At 76.1% G+C, this 15,572-nt stretch carries 11 protein-coding genes; 7 read left to right on the plus strand and 4 right to left on the minus strand.

Translation table 11 applies throughout. The features are described from left to right. Positions 1–6: 6 nt before the first annotated feature. From ACFWAR_RS02375 to ACFWAR_RS02395, 5 genes are all read left to right on the plus strand, one after another. The gene (locus tag ACFWAR_RS02375) at positions 7–2,706 is read left to right on the plus strand and encodes a lantibiotic dehydratase (protein ID WP_385772399.1); all 2,700 of its coding nucleotides are present in this window, start codon (positions 7–9) and stop codon (positions 2,704–2,706) included. Beyond that, a complete protein-coding gene (locus ACFWAR_RS02380; RefSeq protein ID WP_385772400.1) occupies positions 2,703–4,556 on the plus strand; it encodes a hypothetical protein in 1,854 nt (617 codons plus the stop codon). The genes ACFWAR_RS02375 and ACFWAR_RS02380 overlap by 4 nt, the downstream gene beginning before the upstream one ends. Beyond that, positions 4,556–6,523 carry a TOMM precursor leader peptide-binding protein gene (locus tag ACFWAR_RS02385; protein ID WP_385772401.1) on the plus strand — a complete coding sequence of 656 codons (1,968 nt, stop codon included), beginning with the start codon at positions 4,556–4,558 and terminating at the stop codon, positions 6,521–6,523. The genes ACFWAR_RS02380 and ACFWAR_RS02385 overlap by 1 nt, the downstream gene beginning before the upstream one ends. 57 nt (positions 6,524–6,580) lie before the next feature. Continuing rightward, on the plus strand, positions 6,581–8,191 hold the full coding sequence (locus ACFWAR_RS02390) for a nitroreductase family protein (protein WP_385772402.1): 1,611 nt from the start codon (positions 6,581–6,583) through the stop codon (positions 8,189–8,191). A gap of 113 nt (positions 8,192–8,304) precedes the next feature. Next, positions 8,305–8,811, plus strand: coding sequence for a hypothetical protein (locus ACFWAR_RS02395; protein ID WP_385772403.1), 507 nt, complete (start codon positions 8,305–8,307; stop codon positions 8,809–8,811). 24 nt (positions 8,812–8,835) lie between these two features. Here the strand turns inward: ACFWAR_RS02395 and ACFWAR_RS02400 are convergent, their stop codons facing one another. Continuing rightward, positions 8,836–9,336 (minus strand): VOC family protein, encoded by a 501-nt coding sequence (locus tag ACFWAR_RS02400; protein WP_385772404.1) that lies wholly within the window; start codon positions 9,334–9,336, stop codon positions 8,836–8,838. A gap of 209 nt (positions 9,337–9,545) precedes the next feature. On the opposite strand from ACFWAR_RS02400, the gene ACFWAR_RS02405 reads away from it, so the two are divergent. Next, positions 9,546–10,760: an acyltransferase family protein gene (locus ACFWAR_RS02405; protein WP_385772405.1), complete on the plus strand. Its 1,215-nt coding sequence runs from the start codon at positions 9,546–9,548 to the stop codon at positions 10,758–10,760. Between the two features lie 67 nt (positions 10,761–10,827). Here ACFWAR_RS02405 and ACFWAR_RS02410 read toward each other — a convergent pair whose 3' ends face one another. Then, positions 10,828–11,232, minus strand: a complete 405-nt coding sequence (locus ACFWAR_RS02410; protein ID WP_385772406.1) for a hypothetical protein — start codon at positions 11,230–11,232, stop codon at positions 10,828–10,830. Positions 11,233–11,255: 23 nt separating this feature from the next. Continuing rightward, entirely contained in the window at positions 11,256–12,707 is a 1,452-nt protein-coding gene (locus ACFWAR_RS02415) for an MFS transporter (RefSeq protein WP_385772407.1), read from the minus strand. 101 nt (positions 12,708–12,808) lie between these two features. On the opposite strand from ACFWAR_RS02415, the gene ACFWAR_RS02420 reads away from it, so the two are divergent. Next, a complete protein-coding gene (locus ACFWAR_RS02420; RefSeq protein WP_385772408.1) occupies positions 12,809–13,699 on the plus strand; it encodes a helix-turn-helix transcriptional regulator in 891 nt (296 codons plus the stop codon). 49 nt (positions 13,700–13,748) lie between these two features. Here ACFWAR_RS02420 and ACFWAR_RS02425 read toward each other — a convergent pair whose 3' ends face one another. Next, a complete protein-coding gene (locus ACFWAR_RS02425; RefSeq protein WP_385772409.1) occupies positions 13,749–15,566 on the minus strand; it encodes a serine/threonine-protein kinase in 1,818 nt (605 codons plus the stop codon). Between the last annotated feature and the right edge of the window lie 6 nt (positions 15,567–15,572).

Consider the following 15,572-nt stretch of genomic DNA (forward strand, 5'->3'; position numbering starts at 1 on the left):
GACCCCATGCCGCCCGCCGCGCCCCTACCGCGCACCGCCCCCTACCTACAGGTGCGCGCGACCGTACTGCACCACCCCGCGCAGTCCCCGGAGGCCGCCGCCTTCCGCGCCGGGACGCACGCGCTGGCGGAGCTCGAGGGCGTGCTCGCGGAGCTCCTCCCCCGACTCACCGACGCCCTCTACCACAGCCGCGGCGGCCACTCCGGGGCGTTCCACCGGGACGTGGTGCTGCCCCTGCGGCGGGCGCTGCACAACCGGCGCGCACCGCGCACCGCGCTCCTGGAGCGGCTCGGCGCACTCCCCGAGCGGGTGCCCGAGCTGCGGGCCTGGCTGGAGCTGCAAGGTCGGCTCGACGGCGCACGCGCCCGGGTCGCCGCCACCACGGCCGCCGCGCTCGCCGCGGAACGGGAGGCGCTCAGTGCCCAGTGCCGGGAACCGGCCTTCGCCCTCGCCGCCTCCTACAGCGGCGCCGACCTGCTGGCCGCGGTGGAGCGCGCCGGGGCGGGGACGAGCGGGCGGCGGGCGCGCAAGGAGGAGCCCGGGGTGCTGCGCCACGCCCTGCGCGCGGGGACCAGGACCAGCCCGTTGTCCTGGTTCACCGCCGTCGGCTGGGGCCCGCCGCACGAGGGGACGCCCGCCCCGCGCCCGCCCGGGGTCGAGTGGGGGGAGCGGGACCTGCTCGGCGCCACCGCCACCTCCGTACGCACCAGCCGGACCCTGGTGGCCGCGCTGTGCGAAGCGCTGCTCTCGGATCCGCGGCGGCGCGCCCGGCTCCCCCACCGGATGTCGGGCCCGGCCCGCTTCGATGACGGCCGGGCCGTCTTCGCGCGCTCCCGCTCCACCTCCTCCTCCTTCGGCCGCTTCGTCCTCACCGACGAGGACGAGGTGGCGGTCGCGGCGAGCGGCCCGCTGGAGCGGGTGACGGAGCTGTGCCGTGCGCCCCGCACGCCCGCCCGGCTCGCGGCCGCCCTGGCCCGACCGCAGGACCTCCCGGCGGCGACGGCGTACGTGGAGCAGCTGGTCGCGGCCGGTCTCCTGGTCCCGGTGCCCCCCGTGGGCCCGCACGCGCCCGATCCGCTGGCGCGGCTGGCCGCCTGGCTGCGCGACGCGGCCGACGGGGCGGACGGGGCGGACGCCGCGCTGGCCGGTCTCGTCGACGAAGTGGCGGACGCCACGGCGAAGTTCGGTGCGGCCGGGCCCGGCGAACGCGCGCGGCTGCTGACGCTGCTGCGCGAGCGGTGGACCACCTTGCTGGAGGCGGCGGGCGGGTCCCTGCCCGGGGGCGGCCGGACGCCCACCCTGCTGACCGAGGACGTGGTGGCCGCCCGCCCGGTGCCCACGGACGGCCTGCTCGACGAGCGCGACCACGCCGCCCTGCGCGAAGTGGCGGCGCTGGCCGAACTGTTCGACCTCGGGCACGTGATGCGCCGCGCCCTGCGGGACCGCTTCGTCGCCCGCTTCGGCCCCGGCGGGGTCTGCCACCCGGTCTGGGACTTCGGCACGGAATCGGTCGCGGCCTGGGACGACACCGCCCGCGCGGCGCTCCTGGGCGCGGACGACGGGTCGGTCGAGCTGCCGTCGGGCGCGGCCGAACTGACCCTGCTGCGGCGGATGTTCACCGAGGCGGTGCGCCAACACGCCGCGGGCGCGGCGGACCCGGACGCCGATGTCGTGCTGCCGCCGGGGCTGGTGGCGGACTTCGGCGCCCGGCTCCCCCGCTCGGCGGCGGTGCGCCCCGTGTCCTACGCGCACTTCCTCCAGTACGACGCCCGGACGCGACTGCTCTGCCTCAACCACGTGTACGGCGGCTGGGGCCGGATCGGCAGCCGCTTCCTGGACCTGGTGGACCCGCGTGCGGGCGAGCTGGTCGCGCGGGAGGCGGAGCGGGCCACGGCCCCGGGCGCCCGGCTCGCGCAGTTCCGTCCCGTACGCGGCTTCAACGCCAATCTGCACCCGCTGTTCCTGCCCGACGAGATCGTCTCGGAGGAGCACGGTCCGCGGCACGCGGGCCGCTCGCGGAGTCCGATCGACGAGGCCGACGTGGAACTCTTCCACGACCGGGCGACCGATCAGGTCCGGCTGCGGATGCGGTCCACCGGCGAGCCGCTGGAGGTCTTCTACCCGGGGCTGCTGGTGCCCAGCCTGCTCACCACGCGCAGCGCGCCCCTGGTCCACGACCACCCCGAAGGCGTCGTCTCCTTCGACGCGCTGGTGCCCGAGGTGGTGAGCGAGGTGCCGGGCGGTCCCTTGGTCCGCACTCCCCGGCTGCGGCACCGCGACATCGTGCTGCGGCGGCGCCGCTGGACGCTGACCGGCGCCACGGTCGCCGCCCTGCGGGCCGCCCTGGCCGCCGACGGGGAGGTGCCCTTCGGCGCCGCGGCCCGCTGGCGCGCCCTGCTCGGCGTCCCGGACCAGGTGTTCCTGCACCCGGCGAAGGGCTCCGCGGTCGGGGACGCGACCGGCGGCGCGGACGAGGGAGGGGACGCCGGGGCGCTGCGGCGCACGATGAGCCGACTGGCCGTCGCCAAACCGCAGTTCGTCGACCTCGGCAACGCCCTGCACCTGAGCTGCCTCGACCGCTGGCTGGCCCGCCATCCCGACGGGGTGGTGCTGGAGGAGGCCCTTCCGCGGCCCGGTGGCCGGGACCGGCCCGCGCGCGCCGTCGAGGTCGTGGTGGAGACCTACCGGGCGGGGTGCGACGCGTGAGCGCCGCGCCGCCCGACGCCTTGGACTCGGTGCGCCGACGACGCCTGCGGCCGGGCGTCACGGCCACCGCGCTCGCGCAGGGCCTGCACCTGCGCGGATGGTCCGCCAGCGTCACGCTGGAGGGCAGCGCCGCGCTTCCCGGGCTGTGGCGGATGCTGGAGGAGGCGCTGCGCGCGGACGGCGCCGCGGACCTCGCCGACCGCACCCCGGTCGGCACGCAGCTGCGCACCGCGCTGTGCACGCTGATCCGGCAACTGGACCTGCACGGGATGCTGGTCGAGGAGGGGGCGCCGCCCACCGGCGGCGCCGCGGACCGCTGGCTGCGGACCGTCGCCGACCGACCCGCCGAGGCAGCCGCCGCCCTGCGCGGGGCCCTCGTCGAGGTCCACGCCCCCGATCCTGGCGCCCCCGTGGCCGCTGCCGCCCTGCGGGCCCTGGCCCGGACCGGGGTCACCGCCGAGGCGGTCCCCCTGGCGGGCGGCGCCCCGGACCGGGTCCTGCTCTCGGCCGCCCGTGCGGACGGGAGGGTGTTCGCGGTCGGGGCGTCGGTGCGCCCGGGCGCCGCCTTCGTCACACCGGTCGGTGGGCTCGGGGCGGCCCGCGCGGACGCCGAGGCGATCGCCGACCGGCTGCGGCCGGACCGTGCCGGGGGCCCGGACCCGGACTCCGGGACCGGGGCGCCGCCGATGCCCGAGGTGGAGCTCGCGGCGCGCGTGGCCGGGGCCGCCGTCCAACGGCTGGTGGCGGCCGTGGCCGACCTGCCCGACCCCGGGGAAGAGGACAGCGGGGCGGAGGACACCGGGGCCGAGGACACGGGGATCGACGCCGCGGCCGACGGCGGCTCCGGGGCCGTGGGCGCCTCCGGGCGGGAGCCGGGGGCCCGGATCCCCGTCGCCCTGGTCGTCGGGGAGCGCGCCGCCCGCGCCGCCCACCACCCCTGGCTGGGCCCGGGCCGCGCCGCCGCCCCGGCGCCGCGGACGCTCGCGCAGGCGCTGGTGGCCGTGGCCGCGCTCGGCGACGAGCGGCTCGGCCCGCTGCCGTCGCCCGAGGCGGGCGCGCTGCCCCAGCTGCCGGTGGCGCTGGTCCACTGCGCGGCGCCGGGCGGCGCGGGGATCACGTCCGGGGGCGTACGGGCGGACCTCGCCCGGATCGACGCCCTGTGCCGCACGGCCGAGCTGCGGGCGGCGGCGGAAGGGCCGGGAGGCTCCGCGCCGGTGGTGGGCGCCGGTCCCGGGCACGCGCGGGGCCGGGCGCTGCGCCGGGCCGCGCTGGCCCCCCGGCTCGCGGCGGATCCGCCCGCGCCCTGGGACCCGTACGGCTCGGACCATCCGCAGGCCCGCCTCTGGTGGCGCACCCTGACCGAGCGGCTCCGCGTGCGGGCGGAGCTGACCGTGACCCCGCTCGTCGCGGGCGGGGGCGCCCACCGGGCCGATGTGCACGGGCGCGTCCACGGGAGGAGCGGGCCCCTGCTCGGGCAGGCCGTCGAGGCCACCGCGGCGGACGCCGCGGCCTTCGCGGTGCTGGCCGCGCTGGTCCGCGTACAAGCGGGGCCGACGCACGGGACGGACCATCAGATCACGGCGCACGGCGGTGAGTTGTGCGTGCTGGCGACGACCGGCGTCGCCTTGGCGCCCTGGGAGGACGAGCGGTGGACGGCGGGCTGGTGGAGCCGGGTCGCCGACCGCGAGGAGGACCTGCGCGCCGTCCTCACCGAGGCCACCGGACTGCGCACCCGCCCGTGGACCCCCGTCGGGCCCGGCGGTCGGGAGCTGCTCACCGCCCTGCGCCAATGCGGATTCACCGCCCTCGACACCGGCATCCACGCCAACGACCCGGAAGGCGGCCGGTGATGGCCACGACCACAGCGCACACGACGACCGCGCACACGGCCGCGGACCGCGCGACCGCGGACCTCGCGGCGGCCCTGGACGCCCTCGCCGTGACCGTGCTCGACGTCCGCGGCGCGCTGGCGCGCACGACGGGCCGGGCCGTCGTCGTGCTGGACGACTGGACGCTGGAGACCGCCGCCGAGCTGTCCCGGCACGCCCTCGCCCACCCCGTCACGCTGGTCCCGGTCCGCTGCGACGGCGCGGTCACCGTGGTGGGGCCCCTGCTGCGGCCCGGCGCGGTGGGCTGCCTCTCCTGCACGGAGTACCGCAGGCTGGCCACCATCGGCGGACGGGTGCCCTGGCACGGCACCGCCCTGCGGCTGGCCGGGGCCCCCTCCCCGGCGATGACCGACGCGGTCGCCGCGTCGGCGGCCGGCATGCTGGGCGCGGACCCGCCGCGCCCGGACGCCGGATCGGGCGCGCTCGTGCGGATCGTGCACAGCGGCCGCACCACCTGGTCGGACCACGTCTTCCGCCCGGTCGGGGGCTGCCCGGTGTGCCTGCCGCTGCCGCCGGACGACGCGGACGCCGCGCGTCCGCCCCGCGCCCCGCGGCCCCTGGCGGACCCGACCGTGCTGCGCGGGCCCAACGACCGTACGGGACGGGAGGATCTGCGGGCCGCGCTGTACGACGAGCGCTTCGGCCCCGTCCACCGGGTGACCCGGACCGAGGACTCGGTGCACAGCCTGACCAGTGCGTACGTGACCTACGGGCGGGACCTGCGCGACGGCGGCTACGGCCGGTCGGGCGACTGGGACACGAGCGAGCGGGTGGCCCTCTTCGAGGCCGTCGAACGCCTCACCGGGATGAGCCCGCAGGGGCGGCGTACCGTACTGCGCGCGACCTACGCCGAGTTGGGGCCGGAGCGGGCGGTGGACCCGGAGCGGCTGGGGCTGCCCGATCCCGCCCACCACGGCCATCCGGCGTCGGGGGGCGTCGCCTACGACCCGGAGCTCGTCCTGGACTGGGTCCACGGCTGGTCGCTCACCCGCGACCGGGTGACCGCCGTGCCCGAGCACGTCGCCTACTGGGACCCGAGCCCGGGGCGGGCGCGGGTGGTCTACGAGTGCTCCAGCGGCTGCGGGCTCGGCAACAGCCCCCAGGAGGCCGCGCTCTACGGCCTGTTCGAGGTCGCCGAGCGGGACGCCTTCCTGATGGCCTGGTACGGGGCCACGCCGCTGCGTCGGATCGCGACTCCCGGTGACGACCCGGAGGTGGTGCACCTGGCGGACCGCGCGGAGTCGGCCGGATACCGGCTCCACCTGTTCGACGCGACGAACGACTTCGGGATTCCGGCGGTCATCGCCGTCGCCGCCCACGAGGACCCGCGGGCGGCCGCCCCCCAGGTGTTCGTGGCGGCGGGAGCGCACCACGATCCCCGGGTGGCCGTGCGCGGGGCGGTGGTGGAGACGGTGACGAACGTCTTCAACGCCCCGCAACGGATGCGGGCGGAGCCCGAGGAGTTCAGCCGGGCCCGGTTGTTGCCGATGTTGGAACGGCCCGAGCTGGTGCGGACCCTGGCCGACCACACCGCGCTGTACACCCTGCCCGAGGCCCGACCGCGGTTGGACTTCCTGCTGGGCCGCGTCGAGGGCGGCGAGCGTCCGCTGCCGTGGCGCGACGCCTGGCCGGGCGCGCCGGAACCGGTCGCGGACCTGGCGGAGTTGCTCGACACCACCGTGCGGCGGCTGGCCGGGGCGGGGTTGGAGGTGATCGTGGTCGGCCAGGACGAGGCGGGCGTGCGCGAGCGCCTCGGACTGTACGGCGCCAAGGCGGTGGTGCCCGGCGCGCTGCCCATGACCTTCGGGCACGTGAACCGGCGCACCCTGGGGCTGCCCCGGCTGCTGGAGGTGCCGTACCGGCTGGGCAGGGCCCCCGCTCCGCTGCGCCACGAGGACCTGGCCCTGCACCCGCACCCCTTCCCCTGACCCCACGCCCCCGCATCCCTGCCCCCGCGCCGTCGCCGAGCACCGAGGAGAACCGCCGTGCCGTCGTCCACATCCGCTCCCGAACAGTCCTGGTCGGGCCTGCACCTCTCCTTGCGGGCCGCGCCGGGAGCCGTCGACGAGTTCCTCGTGCAGGAGGTCGCACCCCTGTTGGACGACCTCGTCCGGACGGGTGCGGCCACGGCCTGGTCCTTCGTCCGCGCGGACGAGGGACCGGGGCGCGGCCACCCGCAGCTGCGGGTACGGCTGCGCGGCGCCCTGCCGGGCGCTGCGGCGGCGTTGGCCCGTTCCCCGAAGGTCGCGCGGGCCACCGAGGTCACGGAGGTCGAAGCGGCGCCGGAGGATCCGGGCGGGGCGCTGGCGGTGTGCGCCTCCCGGATCGCGGTCGAGGTGGTCACGGTGACGGGGCGCGGTAGCGGACGGCTGGCGGCGGCCGTCGATCTGGCGCACGCGACGGCCTGGGCCCTGGGGATGGGCCGCTTCGAGAGCGCGCGGTGGCTGCGCGGGCGGGCGGGCCGGTCCCCCCGGCCGACGGCGGGGGCGGAAGCGGACGAGGCGGTGGCCGGGCTGCCCGGGGCCGTCGTCCACGCGCAGGTGAACGCGGTCCACGCCGCGCAGCGCGAGGGCCTCGCCGGGCGGGCCGCGGCCCTGCGCGAGGACCTGGAGCGCGGCGCCGCCGCGGGCCCGGTGGCGCGCTGGGCGGCGGCGGTGCGGGAGGCGGACGAGCGGGAGGGCGGCGGGAGCGGCGCCGCGCGGGCGCGGGAGGCGGTGTGGGCGGCGCGGCTGCACGAGCTCTTCGGCCGACTGGGCACGGCCCCGGACGAGGAGCGGGCCGTCCGCCTGCTCGCCGCCCACGCGCTGCTCGACGCGGGGCAACCGGCCTCGCACTTCCCCACGGGCCATCTCGCTCCCGATCACCAGTACGTGGAGAGGAGCAAGTTCCGGATCGGCCGGGAGCACGAGATCGTTCCCCGCCACGCACCGCCGGAGGAACTGCCCGCCGGGCCCGAAGTCGACCTCCCCGCCGGGCCGGTGCCCGACGTCACGCTGCGGGCCGCCGTCGCGGGGCGGCGTACCGTGCGGGGTTCGCTCACGGGGCCGCTGACGGCCGCCGGACTCGGCGCGCTGCTGTGGGGCGCCCATGCCGTCAGCCACACGAGCGGTGCCGATCCGCTGGTCGCGCACCGGCCCTACCCGAGCGCGGGGGCCCTGTACACGGCGGGCCTGCGGCTCTTCGCCCTGGGGGTGGAAGGGCTGGCTCCGGGCACCTACCACTGCGTGCCCGACCGGCGTGCGTTGCGGCGCGTGGCGGACGCGCCGTCCCTCGACGAGATCGAGGCGCTGTCGGCGTACACCTCCGCGCCGCCCGACGACCCGCGCGCCGTGATCGTGGACGGGGCACCGGCGGTCCTGGGCCTGTACGTGGACCTGGGCCGCCTGCGGCGGCGGTACGGCCTGCGGGCGCTGCGGATGGGCCTGTTGGAGGCCGGGCACCTCGCGCAGTCGCTGTTGTTGACGGCATCCGCGCTGGGGCTCGCGTCGACCCCGCTGGGCGGCTTCCGCGACGATCTGGCGCACGAGCTGTTCGGCCTGGACGGCCTGGACCAACCCCTCCAGTACCTGCTCCCGATCGGGCGTCCCCCGGCGTGATCCGCCCCCGCGGCCGGATACCCGCTCGCGCCGCGCGCCCCGCGGTGGGTACCGTACGCGGGCCCTCGGGAGGACCGCGGGGAGCACGTCGTCACGTACCGGGGGGACACGCGATGAGCGAGGAAACCAGTGGGGCACCGGAGCCGGTGTGGCTCATTTCGGCGAACGTCGTGTGGTGGCGGCGCTACGGCGCCGGCGGTCGACAACTGCGGCGCGGGACGAAGTCCTTCCGCGGCGGGGCGAAGGTGTACGTGAGCGCCGGCCACTGGGGTCCGGGCGGCGACAAGGTCACCGTCATCGGGCGGGAGCGGCACACCGGGCGGTGGATCGTCATCGACATGGCCTCCCGGAACCTGCACAGCTTCCGGCCCCGCTTCGTGCACGCGCCCAGGGTGTTGGAGCGCTTCCACGCCTCGAGGCGGCTCCACCCCGCCTGGGACCAGGAGCGCGCGACCACGATCGCCGCCGCGCTGGAGAACATCGCGCGCGAGTACCGCGCCGAGGGCTGGCGCGGCTCCGAACATCCGCAGCGCTGCCTGTGCCACGCCTGCCTGACCGGCGAGCCCCGGGTGTTCGTCCCCGGGGCCGCCACGGACGCGCCGCCGGGGGCGACCGGCTGACCCGCGGCGCGGGCGCCCGCCCGGTCAGTGCGCGCCCTCGGCGAAGCGGCGCTCCAACTCCCCCTCGGGCAGGTCCTCCAGGTGGGTCAGGAACACCCACAGGTGGCCGAACGGGTCGCGCAGGATGGCGCTGCGGTCGCCGTGGAACTGGTCCCGCGGCTCCACCACCAGCTCGGCGCCCGCGGCCACGGCGGTCCGGGTGAGCGCGTCCACGTCCGGGACGAAGACGTGCAGCGCGACGGAGGTGCCGCCCAGCTCCGTGGGTGCGCCGAACAGGCCTTCGGAGGTGTCGCCGAGCATCATCACGGCTCCGCCGATGCGTATCTCGGCGTGCAGGATCCCGCCGTCGGCGTGGTCGAGGCGGAACTCCTCGACCGCGCCGAAGGCCTCTTCGTAGAAGGACATCGCGGCCGCCGCGTCCGACACCATGACGTGCGGCACCACGGCGGTGCGGTAGCGCTCGGGTACGGCGGCGTCCGCCGCGGGGACCGTCGGGAGCGTCGGGACTGCTTCGTTGGTGGTCATGTCCTTGACCGTAGGACCTCAAGTGGACTTGAGATCAAGCCCGGTTCGCGATCCGTCCCGCCCGGGGTCAACGGGCGGAACCGGCCACGCCGGACTTCTTGAGCGGTCCACGAGCGGCCGCCGGTACAAAGGGCGCTGTACCTCCCCTTCAGGGCTGGGCCGCACCACACCGGATGCACCGCAGGACCACATCCCAGAACGGAAGCCCCATGGCCACTGACCACATATCCACCGGTTCTGCGCCATCGCGGACGAGAGCTGCGGCTCCCCGCGAGCGCGCGGCCCCGGCCGCCACGGTCGCCGCCGCGCCACCGCGGCCGCGCACTCCCCGGCTGGACTCCCTCACCGGTCTGCGGTTCCCCGCCGCGCTGGCCGTCTTCGCCCACCACGCCTTCCTCCCCATCCCCCCGCTGCGGCTGCTGGGCGACGACGCCACCGAGGAGCGGCTGGCCGGCTGGTTCGCGCAGGCGGGCGGGCTGGGCGTGTCCTTCTTCTTCGTGCTCAGCGGCTTCGTGCTGACCTGGTCGGCCCGGGACAGGGACACCACGACGGCGTTCTGGCGGCGCAGGTTCGTCAAGATCTATCCGACCTACCTGGTCACCTGGGCGCTCGCGCTGTCCCTGTTCGCGATGTACTACACCTCCGCGGGCGTGGCCGTCGCCAACCTGTTCATGGTCCAGGTGTGGTGGCCCGAGTACATGACCAACTTCAGTGTGGACGCACCGAGTTGGTCGCTCGCCGTGGAGGCGGTCTTCTACCTCTGCTTCCCGATGCTGCTGCGCGCCTTCCGGCGGATCGACCCCGCCCACCTGAAGTACTGGATCACCGGGGGGATCGCCGCGGTGGTGGCCACGCCCGCGCTCGCGTACGCCCTCTTCCCGAGCGACCCGCGGATCCCGAGCGGTCACGAGAGCTCGGTCTCCCAGTACTGGTTCAGCTACGTGCTGCCCCCGGTCCGGATGGTCGACTTCGCCCTCGGCATCCTGGTGGCGCTCGCCGTGAAGCACGGGCGTTGGCGCAACATCGGCATGATCTGGTCGAGCGTGCTGCTGGCCGCCGGGTACTGGCTGACCTTCCACGTGCCGTACCTCTACGGCCAGCGCGCCGTGATGATCCTGCCGATCGTGCTGCTGATCGCGGCCACGGCGACCGCGGACATCGAGGGCCGCGCCAGTCTGTTCCGGGGCCGCACGATGGTGTGGCTGGGCGAGATCTCCTTCGCCTTCTACCTGCTGCACTACATCACGATGTGTTCGCTGCGCTGGGCGCTCGGCGAGGACCGGATGTACTCGCTGCCGGTCACCCTCGCGATGCTGGTGGGCGTGGGTGCGGTGACGGTCCTGATGTCCTGGGGGCTCTTCGCCTGGGTCGAGAACCCGCTGGTCCGCCGCTTCGGCCGCGCGCGCCCCGCGAAGACCGGCTGAGGCCGATCTCCCGGTCGGCCCACCGGCCGACCGGGGGGCGCCGGGGAGGCCCGCGGGCCGCTCCGCGTCAGGGCATCTCGTCCGGGTCGCAGCTGGCCCGGCGCAGCCCGATCGTCCGCAGGGCGCGCATCAGTCCGTCGTGGTCCCCCTCGCGGACCACGTGCACGGCGCCCTCCTCGGTCCGCGCCGCCAGCGGCCCGAGCACCGCGCCCGCCGGGGCGCGCAGGACCACTCCGCTCGGCGGGTCCAGGGCGCGCACCCCGTGGAAGACGTCGAGCACGTCGGGGTCGCCCCCGGGACCTCCGGGCAGCGCCAGGACCGTGATGTCGGGGAGCAGGACGCGGGCGTGCGCGAGCGCGACGGCGGGCGCCTGGGCATGGGAGATCACCTGGAAGTGCGGGTTGCTCTGGATCCGCGACCGCAGCCGCTCCAGTTCAGCCCCCTCCGGTACGCCCACCACCAGGACCGTCATCACAGTCCCCATCCTCCGTCCGGTCAGCGCATGGCGCGCGGCAGGCGCAGGCTCAGCAGGCCCGTCACCGCGACCAGGCCCAGCTGCACGAGCAGGGTGACGGCGAGGGCGTCGCGCATCCCCTGGGTCGGGGCCAGGGCGAGGAAGAGGCTGCCGAGGGTGGCCACGCCCAGGGCCAGGGCCGACTGCTGGGTGGTGACCATGACGCCGCCGCCCACCCCGGCCCGGTCGGCGGGTACGTCCGAGAGCATCAGCCGCATCAGCACCGGCAGCTGGAGGCCCTGGCCGAGGCCCGCGACGGCCACGCCGGGGGCGAGTCCGGCGATGCCGAGGTGGGGCCAGTCGCGCAGCACGGCCAGGAGCAGCAGGCCGAGGCCGACGGCCTGGAGCAGGCCTCCCGCGGTGACGACGCGCGTGCCGAACCGGGCGACCAGCCGCGGTCCGGCGAGGGAGGCGGCGAAGAACGAGAGCGCCATCGGCACCAGGGCGAGCCCGGCGGCCACCGGCCCCATCCGCAGGCCCTGCTGGAGGACGACGGCGACCACGAACATGAATCCGCTGAAGCCGATCGAGAAGGGGACGACCATCACCAGCCCCCGGCGCAGCGAGTCCAGCCGCAACAGGCTCGGCGGCACCAGCGGGACCCGGCCGAGCCGGTCCAGTCGGCGCTCGGTGAGGTAGAAGGCGGCGGACGCGAAGGGGAACACCCCGAGCGAGACCCAGGTCCACAGCGGCCAGCCGGTCGCCCGGCCCTCGGTCAGCGGCAGCAGCAGCGACACCAGGGACAGCGCGAGCAGCAGGGTGCCGGACACGTCGACGGAGGCGGGGCGCTCCGAGCGGGTCTCGGGCACCGCGCGGGCCGCGAGCACCAGGCCGACGAGTACGACCGGCACGTTCACCAGGAACACCGAGCGCCATCCGGAGCCGGCCACGTCGGCGGCGACCAGGACGCCGCCGAGGATCTGCCCGGCGACCATGGACAGCCCGGCGGTCGCGCCGTACAGGCTCATCGCCCGGGCCCGGCGGGGTCCCCGGGTGGTGGCCTGGATGGTGGCGAGCACCTGCGGCAGCATCAGCGCGGCCGCGGCGCCCTGGGCCACGCGCGCCCCGACCAGGGTCCAGGCGGTGGGCGCCAGGCCGCAGGCGAGCGAGGTGAGGCCGAAGGCCGCCATGCCGATCAGGAAGAGCCTGCGCCGACCGGCCATGTCGCCCAGGCGGCCGCCGAGGACGAGGAGGACGGCGTAGGTGACGCCGTAGCCGCCGACGACCAGTTCCAGCACGGCGGGACCGGCCGCGAGGTCGGTGTCGATGGCGGGCAGGGCCACATTGACGATGAAGAAGTCGATCAGGGGCAGGGCGGCGCCCAGGAGCACCGTGAACAGCCCGAGCGGGCTCATCGCCGCTGGTCCCGAAGGGTCCGGCGCGGTGGCCCGGGCGGAGGGGCGGGTCGTCGTACGTACGGTCGTGTCGCTCACGACGGAGACGATCCTCCTGCCGGGAGCCTGGTACCAGAGTCTCTTTATCCTGGTACCGGGAGCACCTGGAAACGGGATGGGGGATGCGGCACCCTGGGAGCATGACCACCGTGGCTCCCGATACGGACGTGCGCCGGCACGAGCTGGCCGAATTCCTGCGCAGTCGGCGGGAGCGGATCACCCCGGAGCAGGTGGGGCTGCCGCGCGGCCGCCGTCGGCGCACGCCGGGGCTGCGCCGCGAGGAGGTCGCCCAGCTCTCCGCCGTGGGCGTCACCTGGTACACCTGGCTGGAGCAGGCCCGTGAGATCCAGGTCTCCCAGCAGGTGCTGGACTCCCTGGCCCGGGCCCTGCTGCTGGACGCCAGCGAGCGGACGCACCTGTTCGCGCTGGCCGGGAGCCCGGACCCGGCGCCGCACGCTCCGTGCCCGATCGTCACGCCCGCGCTGCGGGCGCTGCTCGACCAGCTGTGCCCGGTGCCCGCCGTGGTGCAGAACAGCCGCTACGACATCCTGGCGTACAACGCGACGTACGGGCGGCTGCTGTGCGACATGGACCGGGTGCGGCCGGAGGACCGCAACTGCATGTGGCTGGCCTTCACGAACGAGGAGTGGCGGGCGGCGGTGGTCGACCGCGCGGAGGTGAACCGGGTGATGGCGGCCAAGTTCCGGGCCTCGATGGCGGAGCACCTGGCCGAGCCCGCCTGGAAGACGCTGCTGGGGCGGTTGGAGGCGGCCTCGGCGGAGTTCCGCGAGGTGTGGGCGCGGCACGAGGTGGTCGGCCAGGGAGGCAGGGTGAAGCACATCCGCAATCCGCTGGTGGGACTGCTCAGCCTCGAACACACCAACCTGTGGCTCGGTCCGGCGACCGGCGCGCGGCTGATCACCTACACGCCGTTGGACGAGGAGACCCGCGGCCGCCTGGAACTCCTGGAGCGCCTCGCGCCCGCCGTGCCCGCCGCGCCCGCCGTGCCCGCCCTGGCGGGGCGGGGCTGACCGGGCCGGCCCGCGGCGGGCGGCCCGGGCCCGGTCGGTGCGCCGGTGCTCAGCGCGCCTTCGGGTCGTCGGCGTTGCGCCAGACCGTCAGGTCGACGGTGATGTACTTGCTCGGGTCGTTCGGGCCCGACTTGCCCTGATAGGTGGCCACGGCGATGTGCCCGGCCTTGCTCAGCACGCAGATCTGCGTCCCCTTGCCGAGCTGGTCGAGCCCGATCTTCTCGGTGTAGCGGGTCTCGCTGCGGCAGGTCTCCAACGAGCCCTTCTGCGAGTTGTTCAGCACGACCAGCTTCCCGTTGGCGCTGCCGAGCTTGTCGTCCCCGAACAGGCTGTCGCTGTAGTAGTAGAGGTCGCCCTTGCCGTACATCACGCCGCCGCTGTGGTCCTCGGCCGGGGTCGGCGGGTTGTCGCCGAGCATCACCGCGTAGTTCCCCGCCACGTCGATGCCCTCGTACGAGGCGGGCTGCGGGTCGGTCCGCTTCTTCGGCGAGGCCGAGGCGCCGCCCGTGCTCGCGGCGCCGCCGGACTTCGCGCCGCCGGACTTCGCGTCGCCGCCCTTTCCGCCGGTGTCCGGCAGCAGGTAGCCGATGATCGCGAGCCCCACGATCGCGGCCGCGACGGACCCGGCGACGATCAGCCCGGTCCGTCGGGGGCGCGGCGCGACCGGCGGGTAGCCGGGCGGCTGGGTGGGGTGACCCGGCCGGTACGCCTGCGGGTTGTGGTAGCCGGGCGGCGGGGTCTGGTAGCCCGGCGGCGGCCGGTAGCCGGGCGGCAGCCCTGGGGCCGCGGGCATGCCGGGGGCCGCCGGGATGCCCGGCGCGGCCTGCGTCTGCGCGGCGGCCACCGCGTGACCGGTCGGCGCGTACGGGTGCGCGCCGCCCGGGGGCGGGGTGTGCGGGGAGTACTCGGTCGGCGTCGGCGCGACGGGCGGCCGCTGCGGGGGCGGGGTGGGCGCGGGGGCGGGCAGTCGCAGCCGTTCGGTGATCGAGCCGGCGACCTCGCGGGGCAGCCAGTCCTCCCCCTGCCGCAGCGGTTCGGGCGAGATCTGCTGGCACAGCTCGATGATCTCGGTCAGCGCGGGGCGCGCGGCGGGGTCGCGGCTGAGGCACCGGGTCACCAGGGGCCGCAGCTCCTCGGGCAGTCCGCTGAGATCGGGGTCCTCGTGAACGATGCGGTACAGCACGGCGTGTGACGGTCCGTCACCGAAGGCGGGGGCGCCGATCGCGGCGTAGGCCATGATCTGGCCGAGTGCGAAGACGTCGGTCGCGGGGGTGATCGTACCGGCCGAGGCCTGCTCGGGCGCCATGAACGCGGGGGTGCCGACGCTGACGCCGGTGCTGGTCAGGGCGGTCGTGTCGGCGGCCCGGGCGATGCCGAAGTCGATCACGCGGGGGCCGTCGGCGGCGAGGAGCACGTTGGCGGGCTTCAGGTCGCGGTGGACGATCCCGGCGCCGTGGATGACGTGGAGGGCCTCGGCGACCCCGACGGTCAGCAACAGCACGCTGCGCAGCGGCAGTGCCCCGTTCAGGGCGACGGCGTGCGCGAGCGAGGGGCCGGGCACGTAGGCCGTGGCCAGCCAGGGCTGCTCGCCCTCGGTGTCCGAGTCGATGACCGGGGCCGTGTACAGGCCCTGCACCCGCTCGGCGGAGCGCACTTCCTGCTGGAAGCGCCGCCGGAACTCGGGGTCTTCGCCGAACTCCGCCCGGATCACCTTGAGCGCGATGGGGCGACCACCGGGCGTGTACGAGAGGTACACCTTGCCCATGCCGCCCGCGCCCAGCACCGCGGCGAGGCGGTAACCGCCCACCACGACCGGGTCGTCCGCCTTGAGCGGTTGGAAGAACTCTGCCGAAGGCGCACTGCCCATGATCAA

Origin of the sequence: Streptomyces sp. NPDC059917 (assembly GCF_042730635.1) — a bacterium.
Lineage (GTDB): Bacteria > Actinomycetota > Actinomycetes > Streptomycetales > Streptomycetaceae > Streptomyces.

Coding starts and splice junctions, on each gene's coding strand:
- ACFWAR_RS02410 (WP_385772406.1), bottom strand. CDS start 11,232: ATGACGGTCCTGGTGGTGGGCGTACCGGAGGGGGCTGAACTGGAGCGG.
- ACFWAR_RS02405 (WP_385772405.1), top strand. CDS start 9,546: ATGGCCACTGACCACATATCCACCGGTTCTGCGCCATCGCGGACGAGA.
- ACFWAR_RS02395 (WP_385772403.1), top strand. CDS start 8,305: ATGAGCGAGGAAACCAGTGGGGCACCGGAGCCGGTGTGGCTCATTTCG.
- ACFWAR_RS02425 (WP_385772409.1), bottom strand. CDS start 15,566: ATGGGCAGTGCGCCTTCGGCAGAGTTCTTCCAACCGCTCAAGGCGGAC.
- ACFWAR_RS02375 (WP_385772399.1), top strand. CDS start 7: ATGCCGCCCGCCGCGCCCCTACCGCGCACCGCCCCCTACCTACAGGTG.
- ACFWAR_RS02420 (WP_385772408.1), top strand. CDS start 12,809: ATGACCACCGTGGCTCCCGATACGGACGTGCGCCGGCACGAGCTGGCC.
- ACFWAR_RS02385 (WP_385772401.1), top strand. CDS start 4,556: ATGGCCACGACCACAGCGCACACGACGACCGCGCACACGGCCGCGGAC.
- ACFWAR_RS02400 (WP_385772404.1), bottom strand. CDS start 9,336: ATGACCACCAACGAAGCAGTCCCGACGCTCCCGACGGTCCCCGCGGCG.